This is a genomic window from Corynebacterium sp. KPL2895 (genome assembly GCF_040225815.1).
Taxonomy (GTDB): Bacteria; Actinomycetota; Actinomycetes; order Mycobacteriales; family Mycobacteriaceae; genus Corynebacterium; species Corynebacterium rhinophilum.
Map to the genome: position 1 here is coordinate 45,465 of NZ_JBEHFY010000002.1, position 18,201 is coordinate 63,665.

Genomic DNA, 18,201 nt, shown 5'->3' on the forward strand with positions numbered 1-18,201 from the left:
CTAGCTTGTTGCAGGTCGCGGTAGTGAACGTGGCGAGCGCGCGAATGTAGAGTTATCCTATCTGCGTACCCGACAACAATAAGGAGGCCATAATAATGGCTGAGCTAGAAAACAAGACGATCGCAATCATTGCTACGAATGACTTTGAAGACTCCGAGCTGACCTCTCCGCTAGAGGCCGTGCAGAAGGCCGGCGCTACCGTAAAGGTTCTGGCGCCTAAGGCCGGCACCATTACGGGCAAGAACGGTACCGAGATCAACGTTGATGCTACGACCAAGGACTCCGAGGGTGAGACCTTCGACGGCATCATCCTGCCTGGTGGCACCAATAACGCCGACCTCATCCGCCTGGATGAGGCAGCCGTTAGCATCGTGCGCAAGCACATGGGCGAGGACCGCCCCTTGGGCGCTATCTGCCACGGCGGCTGGATTCTAGCCGATGCAGAGGCTCTCAAGGGCCGTACCTTGACGTCCTTCCCGTCCCTGCAGACCGATCTCCGCAATGCAGGTGCTACCTGGGTTGACGAAGAGGTCCACTGCGACCAGGGCTTGGTCTCCTCCCGTACCCCGGATGACCTGCCTGCATTCAACGCTAAGTTGGTCGAAGAGTTCGCAGAGGGTCAGCACTAAATTAGGCTAAAGCCTTAATTACTCCCTACGAGCCAGAGTGTGAGAAACCTTCTGGCTCGTGGGGAGATTTTTCGTCTATATGGGCTCCTCGCGTTCGCTAGGGTGGATCAAGGATTTGGTTGAATGTTTAAGGATTCTCGCCGTCTGCTAACCTTTGAACCTAGAAGGGGAGTAGTTCCTACGGCGCTTACTGCGCCGCGATGACTGGTCGACACACTGGCTTAAAGGCCCGGCCACTCAGCATCGAGGCATTCGATGCGAACGAGACCTTCGGACTGATTCTGGTTGCCGAAGGGAGAGTAGTAGACCTTGTCTTCTTTAAGTACTGAGCAGCGTATTTTAGAGCGCTTTATGATGTTGTCCATCGCCGCGGCGGTGGCGACAATTGTCCTGAAATCCCTGGCGGCATGGCTGACGGGCTCGGTTGGTTTCTTCTCTGATGCCCTCGAATCCCTCGTGAATCTCGTGGCCGCCATCGCGGGTTATTGCGCCTTGCGTATTGCTGCTAAGCCTGCCGATGATAATCACCACTTTGGCCACGGTAAGGCGGAGTATATTTCCGCGTTGGTAGAAGGGGCGATGATTTTCATTGCGGCAGGAGCCATCATCTACACCGCAGTCCAACGCCTTTTTACTCCCCAGCCCGTTGAAGAAGGCGGTTGGGGCTTAGCGCTGTCGCTATTGTCCTCGTTGCTCAATCTGGGCGTCGGTTTGGCCCTGATTAAGGCGGGCAAGTGCTACCGGTCTGCGACGCTAAATGCGGATGGGCACCACCTGATTACGGATGTGTGGACCTCCGCCGGCGTTCTCGCCGGCATGGCTGCGGTGTATCTCACGGGCTGGTTGTGGCTTGATGCGCTTGTGGCCTTGGCCGTTGGCATCAATATCTTGTGGACGGGATTTAAGATTTTGCGCGATTCCGTCAGCAGCCTGCTTTCTGAGGCCCTTCCGCAAGAAGAGCAAGATCAAATTTGGGATCTCTTAGCTGAACTGGAAAAAGAAAAGTCCGTGACTTTCACGGATCGGCGTACGGTAGCCTCCGGCAGGCAAAGAATGGTCTACCTGACCATGGAGGTGCCAGCGGACTGGAGCGTGCTCTACTCACACGAGATTGCCGATGACGTCGAAGTTGCCCTCGACGAGCTTTTCGCCGGATGCAGCGTATTTATCCACGTGGAGCCGGCCGGTGTTGCACATCGCCGCCCACTTCCATTCCGGCAATAAATAAAGGCCCAAGGCGCTGTGCCCTGGGCCTTTATTTTCGTTTATTAAGCCTTGACGCTTACTTCCTCGTCGGAGTCTTCCTCCATGATGTGCTTGACGCCATTTTCGGCTTCATCCCAGACCTCTTGGTTCTGGATGCCCGCGCGCTTGGCGACGACCGTCGCGCACAATGCCTGACCCGTGACGTTGAGTGCCGTACGGCCCATGTCAATGATGGGCTCAATGGCCAGCAGCAAACCAACGCCGGCCAAAGGAAGGCCCAGCGTGGACAGGGTCAGCGTGAGCATGACTGTCGCGCCAGTGGTACCCGCGGTAGCCGCGGAACCAATAACGGAGACGAAAATGATGAGCAGGTATTGCGTGAAGTCTAGGTCCACGCCATAGAATTGCGCGACGAAAATCGCGGCAACAGCAGGGTAGACGGAGGCGCAGCCATCCATCTTCGTAGTGGCACCGAGTGGCACTGCGAAGGACGCGTACTCGGTGGGAACGCCCAAGGCGCGTTCGCTGAAGCGTTGCGTTGCGGGCATAACACCCATAGAGGAGCGGGTGACAAAGCCCAAGGACGTTACCGGCCAAATGCGCTTGTAGAAGCCCGTGACCGAGATATTGTTGAACTTCAGTACCGCTGGGTAGACCACGGCGAAGACGATTGCCAGGCCCACATACATTGCCAAGACGAATTTGCCCAGAGAGCCAAGTGCGTCCCAGCCGTAGGTAGCAACTGCCTTACCAATAAGCGCTGCGGTACCAATCGGTGCCAGGCGGATAATCCACCACAGGACCTTCTGGATGACCTTGAGGAAGGACTCCGTAAAGTGCAGGAAGGGATCGGCTGCCTTACCGGTCTGTACGGCGGCAATGCCAATGGCCAAGGAGATAACCAGCAGCTGAAGCGCACCGAAGTTCAGCGATATTTCGCCATCGCTGGCAGAGGCGGTAAGGCCAAAGAAGTTTTGTGGCAGGAGCTGCTCAAAGAAGGCAGTCCACGAACCAACGCTTGAAGGATCCTCTGCAGCGGATGCATCGACGCTCGTGCCAGCACCGGGCTTCATGACTAATGCCACGACGATGCCCACGATGACGGAGAAGAACGCCGTAATGGCGAACCACACCAACGTAGAAATGGCCAACGATGCGGCATTGGCAACCTTGCGCAGGTTAGCTACAGAGGTGACCACCGCGGCGAAGATAAGCGGCGGAACCATGACCTTCAATAGCTGGACATAGGCGCCACCGACACCGCTGAGCAGGTTGGTTAACCACCCTGGGTTGTCAGGATCGGTATTCATCCCAGATGCGATCAGTCCTAGGATGAGGCCGATAATAAGGCCCGCAATGACTTGCGCGCCAAACCCCGTTGCCCAGCTAGGAAGTTTGGAGCGAGAGGAAACTTTTTGTGTCATAGAACGTCCTTTAGAAATAAAATGAACAGGTCTGACTATTTGTTGAGTACGGTTCTGTTCAACTTCAACTAGTTTCACTTTATTCCACACGTCAAACCGCAAAGAAAAAGGGTCTCGTTTGCAGCAGGTGAATTGCTTTGACCGCTTTGTAGATAAAGCGGTTCAGTATCCACTCATGCTTTCACCTTCAGCTGCGACCTCCATCCCGCCCTTTATCTCTTCCTCCTGCAACCCCGCGCTTCATCCCTCCTCCTGCAACGCCGCCCTTCGCGCTCACCGCGAGCATCAGCTCGGTTGGCTCGCCTATCTCCCGTGAGCGCGAAGGGAGGGGTAGGGGAGATGAATGGTCGCCCTCGATTTAATACACTGCCCGTCCGCTCGAATTCGTCTTCCTCACCTTCGCGCTCACCGATAGCGCAGCGCCCCGGTGAAAGCCGCTGCCGGTGAGCGCGAAGGGCGGTTGGGTACTACGCGCAAACTAAGAGAACAGCGCTTAATCAAAGCAGCGGGGTACCGTTAGCTGCCATACTGGAATGATGAAGATTCTGGTAACTGCTTTTGATGCCTTTGGCGGCGAAGAGATTAACCCTACAGAACGCGCGCTGGATAGGCTGCCGGATGAAATCCGCGGCGCGCAGATTATTAAGCACCCTGTGCCAACGGTATTCGGTGAAGCACTGAAACAGGCAATTGCTGCGGCCGAGGAAGAAGATGTGGACGCGGTGGTCTGCCTGGGGCAGGCCGGCGGGCGTGGGCATATCACTCCGGAGCGGGTAGGCATCAACTTGGCGGATGCTTCTATTCCGGATAATGCGGGCAACCAGCCAATCGATGAACCAGTGGTTGAAGGTGGCCCAGTCGCATACTTTTCCACCCTGCCGGTGAAGGCGATGGTCGCAGCGATTCAGGAGGCGGAGATTCCGGCACGGGTCTCGACCACCGCGGGAACGTTTGTGTGCAACCACCTGTTTTATGGCCTGCTGCACCATTTCAAAGATACGCAGGTAAAAGCAGGCTTTATCCACGTGCCGTTTATTAAGGAGCAGAATAAAGAAAACAGCCCGATGCTGGAGCTCGCGGACGTCGTGCAGGGCGTGGAATGCGCGATCAGCGCAGTTGCGAAAAACGCTTAGGGTCACCTTGCTAGAGAAATTTTCCGCCCAAATATAGATTTAAAGTCATGTCTCGCTTAAGTCCTCTCAACTGGCCGGTGGTGCGCCAGCTGCGTAGCGGCGATCCCTTTGGCAGGGATATCAATACGCAGTCTTCTAAGAGTAAGGAAAAGCACGGGCGCACAGTGGAAGCTGACCGCGTGGTGCAATCCGTGTGCCCATACTGCGCCGTCGGTTGTGCCCAGCGCGTATACGTCAAAGATGACCGGGTCATCCAGATTGAGGGCGATCCGGATTCACCGATTTCGCGCGGGCGTTTGTGCCCCAAGGGCTCGGCGTCGGAGCAGTTGGTCAACTCCGCAACGCGTTTGACCAAGATTAAATATCGCGCACCGCACTCCACCGAGTGGCAGGAGCTGGATGAAGACACCGCGATGGACATGATCGCGGATCGTTTCTTGGAAGCGCGCCGGAAGGGCTGGCAAGACACCGACGACTCGGGGCGGAAGTTGAACCGCACGATGGGTGTCGCTGGCCTTGGTGGCGCGACCTTGGATAACGAGGAAAACTACCTCATCAAGAAGCTTTTTACCGCTGCCGGTGCGGTGCAGCTCGAAAACCAGGCGCGCATATGACACTCCGCCACAGTTCCTAGTTTAGGAACTTCGTTTGGCCGCGGCGGCGCAACCCAACCGCTGCAGGATATGGCGAATGCTGATTGCATCGTCATTGAGGGTTCGAATATGGCCGAGTGCCACCCGGTGGGATTCCAGTGGGTCGTAGAAGCTAAAAAGCGTGGTGCCCGCATTATTCACGTGGATCCGCGGTATACGCGTACCTCTGCGTTCTCCAACCGTCACATTGGTATTCGCGGCGGTACCGACGTGGTGCTGTTGGGTGCGGTCATTAATTACATGCTCCAAAATGAACTGTACTTCCGCGATTATGTCGTGGCATATACCAATGCGCCGATGATCATCTCGGAGGACTACCAGGACACCGAGGAACTGGACGGACTGTTTTCTGGCTATGACCCGGAAACCGGCACGTACGTGACCGATTCGTGGCAGTACGTGCAAAAGCCGGAAGGTTCTTCCTGGAATGTGGAGCGCGATGACACCCTGGAGCACCCGAATTCGGTCTTCCAGATTCTCAAGCGCCACTATGCGCGCTATACCCCTGAGCTGGTAGAAGAAACCTGCGGCATCGCGCAGGAAGACTTCTACTACCTGGCGGATTCCATTGCGCAGAATTCGGATCCGGAACACACCACGTGTTTCGCCTATGCTTTGGGCTTTACCCAGCACACCTTGGGCGCGCAGTTCATCCGTACCGCTGCCATTTTGCAGCTCTTGATGGGCAATGTGGGCCGTCCGGGCTCCGGAATCATGGCCCTGCGCGGGCATGCCTCCATTCAGGGATCCACGGATATCCCGACGCTCTTCCACTCCCTGCCCGGCTACCTGCCCATGCCGAGCGTGGAAAAGCAGACGTGGCCGGAATTTGTGGATGAGATCCGGGATGAGTCCCAAAAGGGCTTCTGGCAGATTGGCGAGAATTACGCCGTGTCCTTGATGAAGTCCTACTGGGGAGATGCGGCGACCAAGGAAAATAACTGGGGCTATGACCTCATGCCGCGCATTTCCGGCGCGCATTCCACCTACGAAACCCTGCAGGCCATGCTCAATGGTCAGGTGGAAGGCTACTTCGTCTTTGGCCAGAATCCGGCGGTGGCGCAGTCCAATGGTGGCATGCAGCGCCGTGGTTTGGCTTCTCTGAAGTGGCTAGTGGTGCGCGATTTCCAGGAAATCGAAACCGCATCGTTTTGGAAGGATGCGCCGGAGATCAAAAACGGCGAGCTGAAGACGGAAGACATCGAGACCGAAGTCTTCTTAATGCCCGCAGCTACCCACGTGGAAAAGGCCGGTACCTTTACCCAGACGCAGCGCATGCTGCAGTGGCGCTTCCAAGCGGCGCCGCCGCCAGGCGATGCGAAGAGCGAGCTGTGGTTCTTCTACCAGCTGGGCAAGAAGCTGAAGGAACGCCTGCGCGATTCCACTGATCCGCGCGATCTCCCGCTCCAGAAGGTGACGTGGGATTACGTGGAAAATGAGGAAGGCGAGCCGAACTCCGAGGATGTCCTCAAGGAGATCAACGGCTACTACCTGGATGGGCCCAAGAAGGGTGAGCTTTTGCCCACCTTCGTGGAGATGAAGAATGACGGCACGACCTCCGGCGGCTGCTGGATCTACACCGGCGTGTACAAGGACGGCGTTAACCAGTCCGCGCGCAAGGTCCCGGGTTCGGAGCAGAACGAGGTCGCGCCCGAGTGGGGCTGGGTATGGCCTGCTAACCGCCGCATTTTGTACAACCGTGCATCGGCCAAGCCGGATGGCACCCCGTGGTCCGAGCGCAAGAAGTACGTGTGGTGGGACGAGGCCCAGGGCAAGTGGGTAGGCGATGACGTCCCTGACTTCCCGGTGACGAAGTCGCCCGAGTATAAGGCTCCCGCCGATGCCGTCGGTCCGGACGCCCTTGATGGCACGGACGCCTTCATCATGCAGGCGGACGGTCGCGGGTGGCTCTTTGCGCCTTCCGGGCTTTCCGATGGCCCTTTGCCCACCCACTACGAGCCGCAGGAGTCTCCGGTGACCAACGTGCTGTATAAGCAGCAGCAATCGCCGACGCGCTTGACCATCAAGCGCCCGGACAACTTGCAGCGTCCAGAACCGGGCATGCCCGGTGCGGAGGTTTTTCCGTTCGTATTTTCTACCTATCGCCTCACGGAGATGTACACCTCGGGTGCGATGTCGCGCCGTCTGCCTTATCTGGCGGAGCTGCAGCCGGGCCTATTCTGCGAGGTGGATAAGGACTTGGCCGCAAAGCGCGGCTTGGAAAATGGCGAGTGGGCGACGATTATCTCGCCGCGCGGCGTGATTGAGGCGCAGGTCTTGGTCACCGATCGCATGCAGATGCTGAAGATCAATGGGGAAGAATTCCACCAGATTGGCCTGCCCTTCCACTACGGCGAGTCCGAGACCACCGCTGTGGCCGGTGACGGTGCCAACGATCTCTTGGGTCTTACGCTCGAGCCGAATGTGTTCATTCAGAACTCAAAGATCGGCGCCTGCGATATCCAGCCGGGCCGCAGGCCTAGGGGAGAAGGCCGCTTGAAGCTGCTCAAGCAATACCAGGAGCGGGCGCAGTTAAGCGTTGATTCCGGCAATGATTTGTTGTCGATTCCTGACTCGTTTACCTATAACCCCGAGCCCGAAAAGCATGGTCAGTCTGGGGCAGATAGTAGTGATGATGAGACGGCAAGCGAAGGCGAAGAAGGTAAGTAAATGACTAATCTACTGACCGAGGACGCGGGCCGGCACGGCTATGATTCCTACCGCCGCATGGCCTTTTTCACCGATACGTCCGTGTGCATCGGCTGCAAGGCCTGCGAGGTGGCGTGTAAGGAATGGAACCGCAACCCGGTAGAGGGATATGACGTCACCGGTAATTCCTATGACAATACCGGCGCGCTAGGTGCAAATACGTGGCGCCACGTTGCCTTTGTGGAACAAAACAATGACCGCATTGAAAAGGCTCGTGAAGAGGGAAAACAGCTTATTTCCCTTGGCATGCCCACCATCGGTGGAAAGCCTGACGAGGTCGATACCACGCCGCCGGATACGGATACGTTCCGGTGGTTGATGTCCTCGGACGTCTGCAAGCACTGCACGCATGCAGGGTGTTTGGATGTGTGTCCAACGGGTGCGCTTTTCCGCACCGAGTTTGGCACCGTGGTCGTCCAAGATGATGTGTGCAATGGCTGCGGAACCTGCGTTGCGGGGTGTCCCTTCGGCGTCATCGAACGCCGCGATGATGGCGGGGTGTCGTTGAAATACGATAAGACTGCGACTGTGGATTATCAGGATAATTCGCACGCCGGCATCAACGTGCTCAAAAAGCTCAAGCAGCGCAAGTCCCAAGGCACGGATCACACGCCGGGTGAGGCAATGCCGATTAAGAATGTGGGCGTCGCCCAGAAGTGCACCATGTGCTACGACCGCCTGAAACAGGGCGAGCAGCCGGCGTGTTCCAAGACGTGTCCGACGGATTCTATCCAGTTTGGTACCTATGAGGATATGCTGGCCGCGGCGAAGGATCGCGTGCGCGTCCTGCACGAGCAGGGAATAACGGAGGCGCGGCTCTATGGCGCCAATGACAATGATGGCGTGGGCGGAACCGGCTCTATCTTCTTATTGCTAGATTCGCCAGAGGTTTATGGCCTGCCGCCGGACCCGCGCGTGCCCACTGCGGATTTGCCGAGCATGTATAAGACAGCGGCCAAGGCCATCGGTGGGATGGCACTCGCCGTGGCGGGTTCCTTTTTGATTGGAGGGCGCAAATGAGCGGTTTTGATGAGTACCGGCCACCGCAACCGGAGCGGCCGAATCGCTACCGCAATTTCGACGGACCAAAGCGCAAGAAGAAGCGCAAGCGCCCGGGCGCGGGTGCGCAGGATGGCTCCAAAGAGGAGCGGATGGCAGAAGACTTTGAGTTTTCTTCCTACTACGGCAGGCCCGTGGTTAAGGCCCCGCCGTGGGAGTGGCCCATCGGTGGGTATTTCTTCTTGGGCGGTATAGCCGGCGGATCGGGCCTTTTGGCTACCGGTGCACAGGCCGCAGGCAACGCACCTTTGCGCCGGACCACGCGGGTAGCGGCCTTTGGCGCGGCGGCCGCAGGATCGGTCTTTTTGATTTTGGACCTAGGCCGGCCGGAGCGCGCGTTGAATATGTTCCGCGTCTTCAAGGTGACCTCGCCGATGTCGCTCGGATCGTGGCTGCTTGCGGGCTTTTCCACCGCGGCGGCCATTCCGGCCGCGGTAGAGGTGGATAACGCGACCAAGCGGAAGCTGCCGCTGCCGAAGTGGCTGCGCGCGAGCCTGGGCAAGGCCGCGACTCCGGCTGGGGTGGTCACTAGTGTGCTCGGTGGCCCGTTGGCCGGATATACGGCGGTATTGCTGTCTAATACGTCCAACCCAGTGTGGAATGACATGAAGCGGCACTTGCCCTATGTCTTTGTATCTTCGGCTTCGGCGGCAGCCTCTGGCCTGGCCATGGTGACCACTCCGGTAAAGCACGCCGGGCCCGCCCGTGCCTTGGGCATGGCAGCTGCGGCCAGCGATATCGCGGCGACGAAGGTGCTTGAAAGCAATATGGAGCCGGAGCCGCGCGAGGAATTGCATCACGGAACGCCGGGAAAGCTCATGCGCGCCTCGGAATACTTGATTGCCTCTGGCGGCGTGGGCAGTGCGGTGGCGGCGGCGACGAAGTCCCGCGCCGTGTCTGTGGCTTCGGGCCTGGCCTTGCTTGCCGGTTCTGCGTGCACGCGCTTTGGCGTGCTCAACGCGGGCCTGGAAGCGGTCAAGAACCCGGCTACCACGATGGGGCCGCAAAAACGCCGCGCGGAGCGGCGCCGGCGCGAGCAGGGTCTTGCCACTGACGTGCTCAGCGCAGGTTAGCGCAGGGCCAGCCAGGTTTAGTCGAGGTTGGCGAAGGAATCGGCGAGCTCTTCGCCGATCTCCTGCATGCGCGATTGCTCCGCCTCTAAGGACTCGGAATCGCGGTGGAGATAGTAGTTGACCGCCGCGTCATGGACCGTGGTCACGCAGGTGGTCGAGATGGCATCCTCGACCTCCCAGGCCGAGCAATAAAAATGCCGGTCCGCTGCGGTGAAATCGAATGGCTTGTACTCATTTCCCGCGCGGCCTTGGGCGGCATTTTGCTTATCGATGTCCTCATTGACCAGTTCCAAGTAGCGCTCTGCCGCCGCATCTGGGTCATCAGGGCATACGACCTCGTTATCGGACTCGTATTTCGTGCCCAGTACGCTAACCTTCTCCGGCGAGTCGCCGCCGTAGAGCACGGAGAAGGAGTCATTCTCATCGCTGGTGGAATCGGGTTCCTGGTTAGCGCCGATGAGGGTGTCGGGCAGGGAAGTACGCAGCTCCGATAATTCGATGGGTGAGCAGCCGCGGTTGGTGCTCCCGTCGGCGCAGGCGACAAGGCCCGCACCGAGGGCGAGGGTGGCAAGGGGCAGGCTAAAAAGGCGGTGGTTCATCTTAGGAAATGGTGATGTAGGAATCGTTAGATAGCGGCGTCGTGCGACCAATAACGGGGTAGCCCGGGACTTCGCCGATGATGAGGAGGCCACCGGAGGTTTGGGCATCGGCAAGCAGCACTAGCTCTTCTTCCGTAAGGGAGGAGGGCTGCAGGTGCGGGCGCACCCAATCCAGGTTGCGGCGGGAGCCGCCCGGGATAAAGCCTTCCGCGAGGGCATCGGTGGCACCGTCCACGGTGGGCACGGCGGAAAGGTCCAGCTCGGCCGACACCCCGGAGGCGCGGCACATCTTGTACAGGTGGCCCAGTAACCCGAAGCCAGTGACATCGGTGGCCGCGCGCGCACCGGCGGCAACCGCATCCTGGGCGGCCTGGCGGTTGAGCGCGGTCATGGAATCGATGGCTGCTTGGGATACCTCGCCGGTGGCCTTGTGCTTATTATTCAAAATGCCCACGCCGATGGGCTTGGTCAGCGTAATGGGCAGGCCGGCCTCCGCGGCATCGTTGCGCATGAGTTTTTCGGGATCGCCGATGCCCGTCGCCGCCATGCCGTACAGCGGCTCTGGGGCGGTAATAGAGTGGCCGCCGGTAATGGAAATGCCCGCCTCGGTGGCTTTATCCATGCCGCCGCGCAGCACCTCGCGCAGGACGTCCAACCCAAGCTTTTCATTGGGCCAGCCCACGAGGTTGATGGCGGTAATGGGGGTGCCACCCATAGCGTAGACATCGGATAGCGCATTGGCTGCGGCGATCTGGCCCCAGGTATAGGGATCATTGACCATGGGGGTGAAAAAGTCCGCGGTGGAAATCACGGCGAGGCCGTTGTCGATCTTGACTGCTGCAGCATCATCGCCATCGTCGAGGCCGACCAGGACATTGGGATCGGCCTTACCGATGAGCCCTTCTACCGCCGATTCCAATTCCCCGGCGGGAATCTTGCAGGCGCAGCCGCCACCGGCGGCGAAAGAGGTTAAATTAATCTGCTCGGTCATGCTGGTCATTTTACCCGCCGGAAAGTGGTGGGGCGGCGGCGGTGGGGTGCGCGGGGGATCTGTAAAGTAGCCAGGCGGAGGCGTACGTGTCCTGGTGGGCGCCCCGGTCTTCAAAACCGGTGAGGCCGAGCATCTCGGTCTGGCAGGTTCGATTCCTGTCCGTCTCCGCCATACGCGCGCAAGGAGGAAAACGAGTGCCGAGCCATCACGCTGGTCGCCCCGCGAATAATGCCCGTGATCCCCGCCGGAATTTACCCCGCATGGATGAGCTTTTGCGGCTCCCCGCAGTAGAAAGCGCGCGGGAGATAATCGCAGAACACGCCGTCCGCGCAACGATTAAAGGAGTGCTGTCCGCCGCCCGGCGCGGGGAGGTGCCCGTTACCGGCGTAGAAGAAGAAATAGCGCGAAGGCTGGCTGACCACAGCACCCATTCCTTGCAGCCGGTCATCAACGCCACCGGCGTCATCATCCATACAAACTTGGGCCGCGCCCCGCTGCCAGAGGCTGCGATAGCCGCGCTGCAGGACGCGGCCGGATATACCGACGTGGAAATGGACTTAGACACCGGGCGGCGCTCGTCCCGGCGCGGCGCCGGTGCCACCCAGGCCCTATTGGCGGCCTGCCCCGGCGCGGAGGATGCACTGGTGGTCAATAACGGTGCGGCGGCCCTATTGCTGGCCACGGCCGCGTTGGCCCCGGGCAAGGAGATCATCATCTCGCGCGGCGAGCTCATTGAAATCGGCGCGGGGTTCCGCCTACCGGAGCTGATTGAATCCACCGCGACGCGCCTGCGGGAGGTAGGCGCGACCAACCGGACGCACCTTAACGATTATGAACGCGCGCTGGGGGAGGAGACCGGCGCGATTTTGAAGGTGCACCCGTCCAATTTTCGGATTGAAGGTTTTAGCTCCTCTGTGGGCGTGGGCGAGTTGGCGCAGCTGGCGAAGAAACAAGACACGAACCTTATCGTGGATCTCGGCTCAGGCTTGCTCACCCATGATCCGGTCCTGCCAGACGAGCCCGATATTCACGCGCAGCTCAAGGCCGGGGCGGATATTGTCATCGCCTCGGGCGATAAGCTGTTGGGCGGGCCGCAGGCCGGGATCCTGTTGGGCACTAAGGGCGCGATTGCGGCGGTGAAGAAGCACCCGTTGGCGCGGGCGGTGCGCATCGATAAGCTGCGGCTCAATGCCTTAGAAGCAGCGATCACAACGCCTGCCAATGCGGTGCAGCAGGCGCTCCACCTTGACCCGGCGTGCCACCGCGCGCGCACCGAGGCCATCGCCGCGGCGGTGGGCGGCGAGGTTGTCGACCACGCAGGCCGCGTGGGCGGGGGAGGAGCCCCCGAGTACCCGCTGCCCGGCGTTGCGGTATCCCTGCCGGAGGAACTGGCACCAAAGCTGCGCCAGCACACCCCGCCGGTGGTGGCGCGCCAGCACCAGGGCCGCTGCCTCATCGACGTGCGCTGCGTGCCCGAGACCCAGGATGAGGTTCTCATCGCGGCCATCCGGGCGGTGATGTAGATGTACGTTATCGCGACCGCCGGCCACGTGGATCACGGCAAATCCAGCCTGGTGCGCGCCTTAACGGATATGGATCCGGATAGGTGGGCCGAAGAAAAGCGCCGCGGGCTCACTATTGACCTGGGCTTTGTGTGGACGGCGCTGCCCTCTGGTGCGGACGTGGCGTTTGTCGATGTCCCCGGCCACGAAAAGTTCTTTGGCAATATGCTCGCCGGTGTAGGCCCGGCCTCCGTGGTGCTCTTCGTGGTTGCCGCGGACGAGGGCTGGCAGGCCCAATCCACCGACCACCGCGATGCGCTGCACGCGCTGGGTATCGAGCACGGGATTATCGCCCTGACCCGCAGCGACCGCGCCGATGAAAAGCGCCGCGCGGAGGTCGCCGCTCAAGTGCGCACGCAGTTTTCTGCCACGCCGCTTGCCGATGCCCCCATTATCCCCGTCTCCTCCCACACCGGCGAAGGCCTGGCGGAACTGGGTGCGGCGCTCGATGAACTGGTGGCCCGCGTGCCCGCCCCCGCGATAGATGCCCCGGTGCGGCTGTGGATCGATCGTGCCTTTAGCGTCAAGGGCGCGGGAACCGTGGTGACCGGGACGCTCAGCGCCGGCACGCTGCGCACCGGCGATTCCCTGGTTCTTTCCACCGCGGCAGGGGACAACCGCGTGGAGATCCGCGGCCTGCACAGCGAAAATACCGCGCAGGAACCCCTGGGCCCCGTAACACGTGCCGCGGTCAACCTGCGCGGGGTCGGTGCCGCCGATATCCACCGCGGTGACCTGCTGCTTACCTCAGGTGCGTGGCGCGCTATCGATACCGTAGACGTCCACCGCACCTTTGGCACCGCACTTGATGAATTGCCCGATAACCTCGTGGTCCACTGCGGGACCGCGGGGGTAGAAGCAGACTTGCGGCCGCTGTCAGCGGATTTCGCCCGCCTGCGCCTATCGCGCGCTATGCCGCTGATCATCCTGGATCGCCTTGTCGTCCGCAGCCCCGGTGGTCGCCATGTCAGCGCCGGCGTGGAGGTCATCGACGTGCGCCCGCCGGAGCTAGACCGCCGCGGTGCCGCCCGCAAGCGTGCCGAGGCATTGGCGGAGCACACCTCTTTCCGCAATCCTTCCTCCTACCTGCAGCGTGTGGGCTATGCCCGGCGCGCGGACCTGGAACTCGATGGTTATGACACCGATGCCACGCCGTCGGGCATCATTAACTTTCAACAGTGGTGGATTGCCGCCCGCCAGGTAACGCGCTGGAAAGAAGCGCTGACTACCGCGCTGCAGGAGCACGCCGCGGCCAATCCGCTCGCACCGGGCATGCCGCGCAAGGCGGCACTCGATGCCTTGGGACTTAAGGAAGAGGGGCTGCTGCGCCTAGCGGTGGCCGCTGCCCACGCGGAAGAATCCGAAGGCCTTATCCGCCTGCCGGGCCACACCGTGGATCTTGGCGCCGCCGAGTCCGCCGTGGCCGAATTAGAGCGCATGTTAGAAAAGGAGCCCTTCGCCGCACCGGAGGTGCACGAGCTTAAAGAGCTGGGGCTGAGCGAGAAAGAACTGGCCGCCGCCGAGCGCGCCGGGCGCCTATTACGCCTGAAAGACGGGATCATCCTCTTACCGGACGCGCCGGGCAAGGCGCGGGAGCGCCTCTCACAACTCGAGCAGCCCTTCACCCTGTCCGCCGCCCGCCAAGCGCTAGGGACCACCCGCCGGGTGGCCATCCCGCTGCTGGAATACCTCGATGCCCACGGCATTACCCGCCGCGGCGAAGGCGGCAAGCGCACACTGCGCTAAGCAAGTGCGGCCGACCTATTTGCGGTGATTGCCGCCGCGCGGGCGGGACTGCTCGCGCGCCACGCGCCGGGCACGCACGCGGGCGGATTCGGAAGAAAAACGGCCCGGTTCCTCCGCGACGGGAAGTGCGCGCCAGCTCAGGTTTTGTGAGCCCGGCATGGATGAGACCAAGTCGGCCAAGCCACTGCTAGCGGGTGGTGCTGCGGCCTCATCGTTGTCGCGAGCACGAGGCGCCGGCGGGGTGGGAGATGCCTTTTCTTCTTTGTCTATGCCTACCGTGGCGCCGTCCTCTGGGGCAGCACTGTCCTCTGCGGCAGCGCCGTTCTCCGAGGTAGCGCTGGGCGTCGCGGGCGGGGCTTCTGCAGAACCTGTGGTTGCCGTGGCCGCGTCGGTATTGGGACTGACCGGGCGCCGCGTGCCTGTGGGAAGATCGCCGGCGATGTCAGCGGACTCCAGCGCGAACTCCCACTCCTCGGGCGGAGCTGGGGTGGCCCGGTGGGACGTAGTGGCACCAGGAAGCGCGGTGCGGCCAGACGGCACCCGCAGGGGTGGCACCGCCGGGGAGAATAATTCGCTATCTGGGGAATCCGCTGCGGGGATATCGACCGCGATCATCCCACCGGCGCTATACGCACGGGCGGCCATCGTGGTACCGGCTTCTTGCGCCGCCGCATACGCGGTGCGCAGGCCAGGCAACTGGCTCAACGCGCCGCACGGGCCGAGCACAGTATCGCCGCAGGCGGCCACGACGGCATCATCGATGACTTTGAGTGTGACAAAGAACTGCTGCGTTTCAAAGTGAGATAGCTGCGACTCGGTCAGGTCGCCCGCCGCAGTATCAACGACTGCACCGTGGCCGCCGGCGAGCAACGCCGATTCGGCCGGCTGGTCATTGACCGGCACCATCCACGGCCACAGCCCGAGGGAGACGGCAACCTCGAGTTCGCCCTCAACAATGCCGACCGTGGCTACTGTCTGCGGGGTGGCTTGCGATGCCTTCAACCGGTGCAGGTCCGGGTATTCGGCTGCCTCTACCTCATCGAGAAACCCGATGAAGCCAAACTCCGAACGCACCCGCCAGCCGTTGGAGTAGGTATCGGGCTCTAGAGAGACATCGATAAGCGCGGGCTGACTACCCATACCAGGGATGCTGAGCACCGTGCCGGAGATAACATGTTCCAATATAGCGACGTGTTCAACACCGAAGTAGCTGGTAGCAAGCGGGTAAGGCACCATAGGAAGACAGTAACTCCAAAGCTTCAAAGCGGGGCGTAACGTACGGGTTTCATTTTACGCATGTGGGGGTAAAACATTGCTTAGCCGGTGGTTTTCGGCATTGTTCGTTAACGTGTTAATAATTCCCACAAGTTGAATAGTGAATAATGAAATAGGAGTAGGGCTTTGTCATCTAATTCATCGTCCCGGCCCGATAACGGAACCACCAGTGGGCTGGAGAACGTTAATAATACGGAAGAAAGTCAAAAGCGCGTGCGCGGCGCACAACGCATACTGCACGACATCATCTACCCGCACAATATTCACCCTGCCTTGGTTCCTGGCGTGTCCATTGAGGACCAGAAGGTTAAATACAGCGTGGATAAGACCATCCTGGGCGTCGTCGGTGGACTCGTTATCGCCTTCGTAATATGGGGCGTGCTCGCTCCCGAACAGGTTTTTAATACCTCCTCCATCGCCCTGGACTGGGTCATGCGCAACCTAGGCTGGATCTTTACTGCACTGGCCACCTGCCTGATGTTCCTGCTGTTGATCCTCGCCTTTTCCAAATACGGAAAAATCCCACTCGGCGTGGATGGTGAAAAGCCGGAGTTTTCCACGATTAGCTGGGCCGCCATGCTCTTTGGTGCGGGCATCGGCATCGGGCTTATCTTCTTCGGACCCTACGAACCGCTCACTCATTATCTCTCACCGCGCCCAGGCGCCTATGAAGCCGCCAGCGATGAAGCGGTGCTCGGCGCGCTCGCCCAATCGGCCATGCACTGGGGCCTTAATGCGTGGGCCATCTACGCCATCGTCGGGCTGTGCGTGGCCTATGTGTCCTTCCGCCGCGGTCGCGTACCCCTCATGAGCTCCATCTTGATGCCGCTTTTTGGCAACCGCTCCACCGATTCCACACCGGCGCGCATTATCGATGGCCTGGCGATCATCGCCACCCTCTTTGGTACCGCGGCCATTTTGGGAATTGGCGCGCTACAGATCGGCCGCGGAGTGGAAATCGTCAGCGGTTGGTCTACCACTGGCAATACCGCAGCCTTGGTCATCATTGTCGTGCTTTCCATCGGCACCATCTTTTCCGCCGTGTCTGGTGTAGCTAAGGGCGTGCGGTGGCTATCCAATATCAACCTGGCATTGGCGCTGGGTATCGCGATCTTCTTCTTCGTCATCGGACCGACTGCTCTCCTGGCCAATATGATGCCCGCGGTCATTATTGAGTACCTCGACAACACTCCCGAAATGTTGTCCGCCAACATGGGAGAGGGCGAAGATATGGTCTCCTTCCTATCCTCGTGGACCACGTTCTACTGGGCGTGGTGGGTATCGTGGTCGCCGTTCGTTGGCGTATTCGTGGCCAAGATTTCCCGCGGGCGCACCATCCGCCAATTCGTCCTTGGCGTGCTGTTTATTCCTTCTGCTATCATCATCGCAGCATTCACCATCTTGGGCGGCACCACCATTTGGCTGCAGCGCCGCGATGGCGATATCGCCCCCGATGGCACCATCGATTCCATGCCGGCGGCCGAAGACATCTTCTTCAACGTCTTGGACCATTTCCCCGGATCCAATTGGATGGCCCCGCTGGTCATCGTCATGCTAGTGGTATTTTTCATCACCACCGCGGACTCGGCCTCGCTGGTCAATTCCCAGCTCACCCAGCGCGGCAACCCGCAGCCGAAAGCCACTGTTACTGTCTTTTGGGTGCTCTGTATGGCGGGCATCGCCGTGGTTATCCTCATGTCCGGCGGCAAAAACGCGCTGCAAGGCCTGCAAAACCTAATCACCATTACGGCGCTTCCTTTTGCCGTCATCATCTCGCTGATGTGCATTGCCCTCATTAGAGAACTGCGCCATGATCCAGCATCGATCCGCCACTATTACGAGCACCAGGCCGTCTCCAATGCTGTCATCCACGGCGTGCGTGATTACGGCGATAATTTTGCCCTGTCTATCGAGCCCACAACGGGAGATTCCGATTACGCCACCGGCGGCAAGTTTAACTCCACCGCCGCAGAGGTCACGGAGTGGTACGCGCGCACCGATGAGGAAGGCCATGCCATTGGTTATGACTACGAAGCTGGCCGTTACGTGGAAGATGATCCTTCGGTGGCCGATGGCGAGTTCGTATCCGGCTCCGGCGAAGACGATGCACAGACCCCGCCTTCCCATTAAGGCTTGATAATT

The 18,201-nt window shown here is 60.2% G+C and carries 13 protein-coding genes and 1 tRNA gene; 10 read left to right on the forward strand and 4 right to left on the reverse strand.

Annotation, left to right across the window (positions count from 1 at the left end):
* Positions 1 to 95 precede the first annotated feature (95 nt).
* Entirely contained in the window at positions 96 to 629 is a 534-nt protein-coding gene (locus tag ABRP95_RS01220) for a type 1 glutamine amidotransferase domain-containing protein (RefSeq protein WP_005282146.1), read from the forward strand.
* Positions 630 to 938: 309 nt separating this feature from the next.
* Complete coding sequence (locus tag ABRP95_RS01225) at positions 939 to 1,853, forward strand: cation diffusion facilitator family transporter (protein WP_458773837.1); 915 nt, start codon at positions 939 to 941, stop codon at positions 1,851 to 1,853.
* 44 nt (positions 1,854 to 1,897) lie between these two features.
* On the opposite strand, the gene ABRP95_RS01230 is transcribed toward ABRP95_RS01225, so the two are convergent.
* On the reverse strand, positions 1,898 to 3,259 hold the full coding sequence (locus ABRP95_RS01230; RefSeq protein WP_284850345.1) for a dicarboxylate/amino acid:cation symporter: 1,362 nt from the start codon (positions 3,257 to 3,259) through the stop codon (positions 1,898 to 1,900).
* A 533-nt stretch (positions 3,260 to 3,792) separates the two neighbouring features.
* Here ABRP95_RS01230 and pcp point away from each other — a divergent pair.
* From pcp to nrfD, 4 genes are read left to right on the forward strand one after another with little or no spacing between them, the layout of a single operon-like run.
* Positions 3,793 to 4,392, forward strand: coding sequence for a pyroglutamyl-peptidase I (pcp, locus tag ABRP95_RS01235; protein ID WP_349838821.1), 600 nt, complete (start codon positions 3,793 to 3,795; stop codon positions 4,390 to 4,392).
* 47 nt (positions 4,393 to 4,439) lie between these two features.
* On the forward strand, positions 4,440 to 7,715 hold the full coding sequence (gene fdnG / locus ABRP95_RS01240) for a formate dehydrogenase-N subunit alpha (protein ID WP_349838822.1): 3,276 nt from the start codon (positions 4,440 to 4,442) through the stop codon (positions 7,713 to 7,715).
* Entirely contained in the window at positions 7,716 to 8,774 is a 1,059-nt protein-coding gene (locus ABRP95_RS01245; RefSeq protein ID WP_284850348.1) for a 4Fe-4S dicluster domain-containing protein, read from the forward strand.
* Positions 8,771 to 9,886 carry an NrfD/PsrC family molybdoenzyme membrane anchor subunit gene (gene nrfD, locus ABRP95_RS01250; protein WP_284782475.1) on the forward strand — a complete coding sequence of 372 codons (1,116 nt, stop codon included), beginning with the start codon at positions 8,771 to 8,773 and terminating at the stop codon, positions 9,884 to 9,886. The genes ABRP95_RS01245 and nrfD overlap by 4 nt, the downstream gene beginning before the upstream one ends.
* A 17-nt stretch (positions 9,887 to 9,903) precedes the next feature.
* Here nrfD and ABRP95_RS01255 read toward each other — a convergent pair whose 3' ends face one another.
* Positions 9,904 to 10,485 (reverse strand): hypothetical protein, encoded by a 582-nt coding sequence (locus ABRP95_RS01255; protein ID WP_284782477.1) that lies wholly within the window; start codon positions 10,483 to 10,485, stop codon positions 9,904 to 9,906.
* 1 nt (position 10,486) lies between these two features.
* A complete protein-coding gene (gene selD, locus ABRP95_RS01260) occupies positions 10,487 to 11,476 on the reverse strand; it encodes a selenide, water dikinase SelD (protein ID WP_284782479.1) in 990 nt (329 codons plus the stop codon).
* 76 nt (positions 11,477 to 11,552) lie between these two features.
* Here selD and ABRP95_RS01265 point away from each other — a divergent pair.
* The 3 genes from ABRP95_RS01265 (at position 11,553) to selB (ending at position 14,784) form a co-directional block, all read left to right on the forward strand.
* A tRNA-Sec gene (locus ABRP95_RS01265) sits at positions 11,553 to 11,647 on the forward strand.
* Between the two features lie 23 nt (positions 11,648 to 11,670).
* Complete coding sequence (gene selA, locus ABRP95_RS01270) at positions 11,671 to 12,999, forward strand: L-seryl-tRNA(Sec) selenium transferase (protein WP_349838823.1); 1,329 nt, start codon at positions 11,671 to 11,673, stop codon at positions 12,997 to 12,999.
* The gene (selB, locus tag ABRP95_RS01275; RefSeq protein ID WP_349838824.1) at positions 13,000 to 14,784 is read left to right on the forward strand and encodes a selenocysteine-specific translation elongation factor; all 1,785 of its coding nucleotides are present in this window, start codon (positions 13,000 to 13,002) and stop codon (positions 14,782 to 14,784) included.
* A 15-nt stretch (positions 14,785 to 14,799) separates the two neighbouring features.
* Here selB and ABRP95_RS01280 read toward each other — a convergent pair whose 3' ends face one another.
* Positions 14,800 to 16,020 carry a hypothetical protein gene (locus tag ABRP95_RS01280; protein ID WP_284850351.1) on the reverse strand — a complete coding sequence of 407 codons (1,221 nt, stop codon included), beginning with the start codon at positions 16,018 to 16,020 and terminating at the stop codon, positions 14,800 to 14,802.
* Between the two features lie 252 nt (positions 16,021 to 16,272).
* Here ABRP95_RS01280 and ABRP95_RS01285 point away from each other — a divergent pair, with 252 nt between their 5' ends.
* Entirely contained in the window at positions 16,273 to 18,189 is a 1,917-nt protein-coding gene (locus ABRP95_RS01285; protein ID WP_502880343.1) for a BCCT family transporter, read from the forward strand.
* Positions 18,190 to 18,201: the final 12 nt, after the last annotated feature.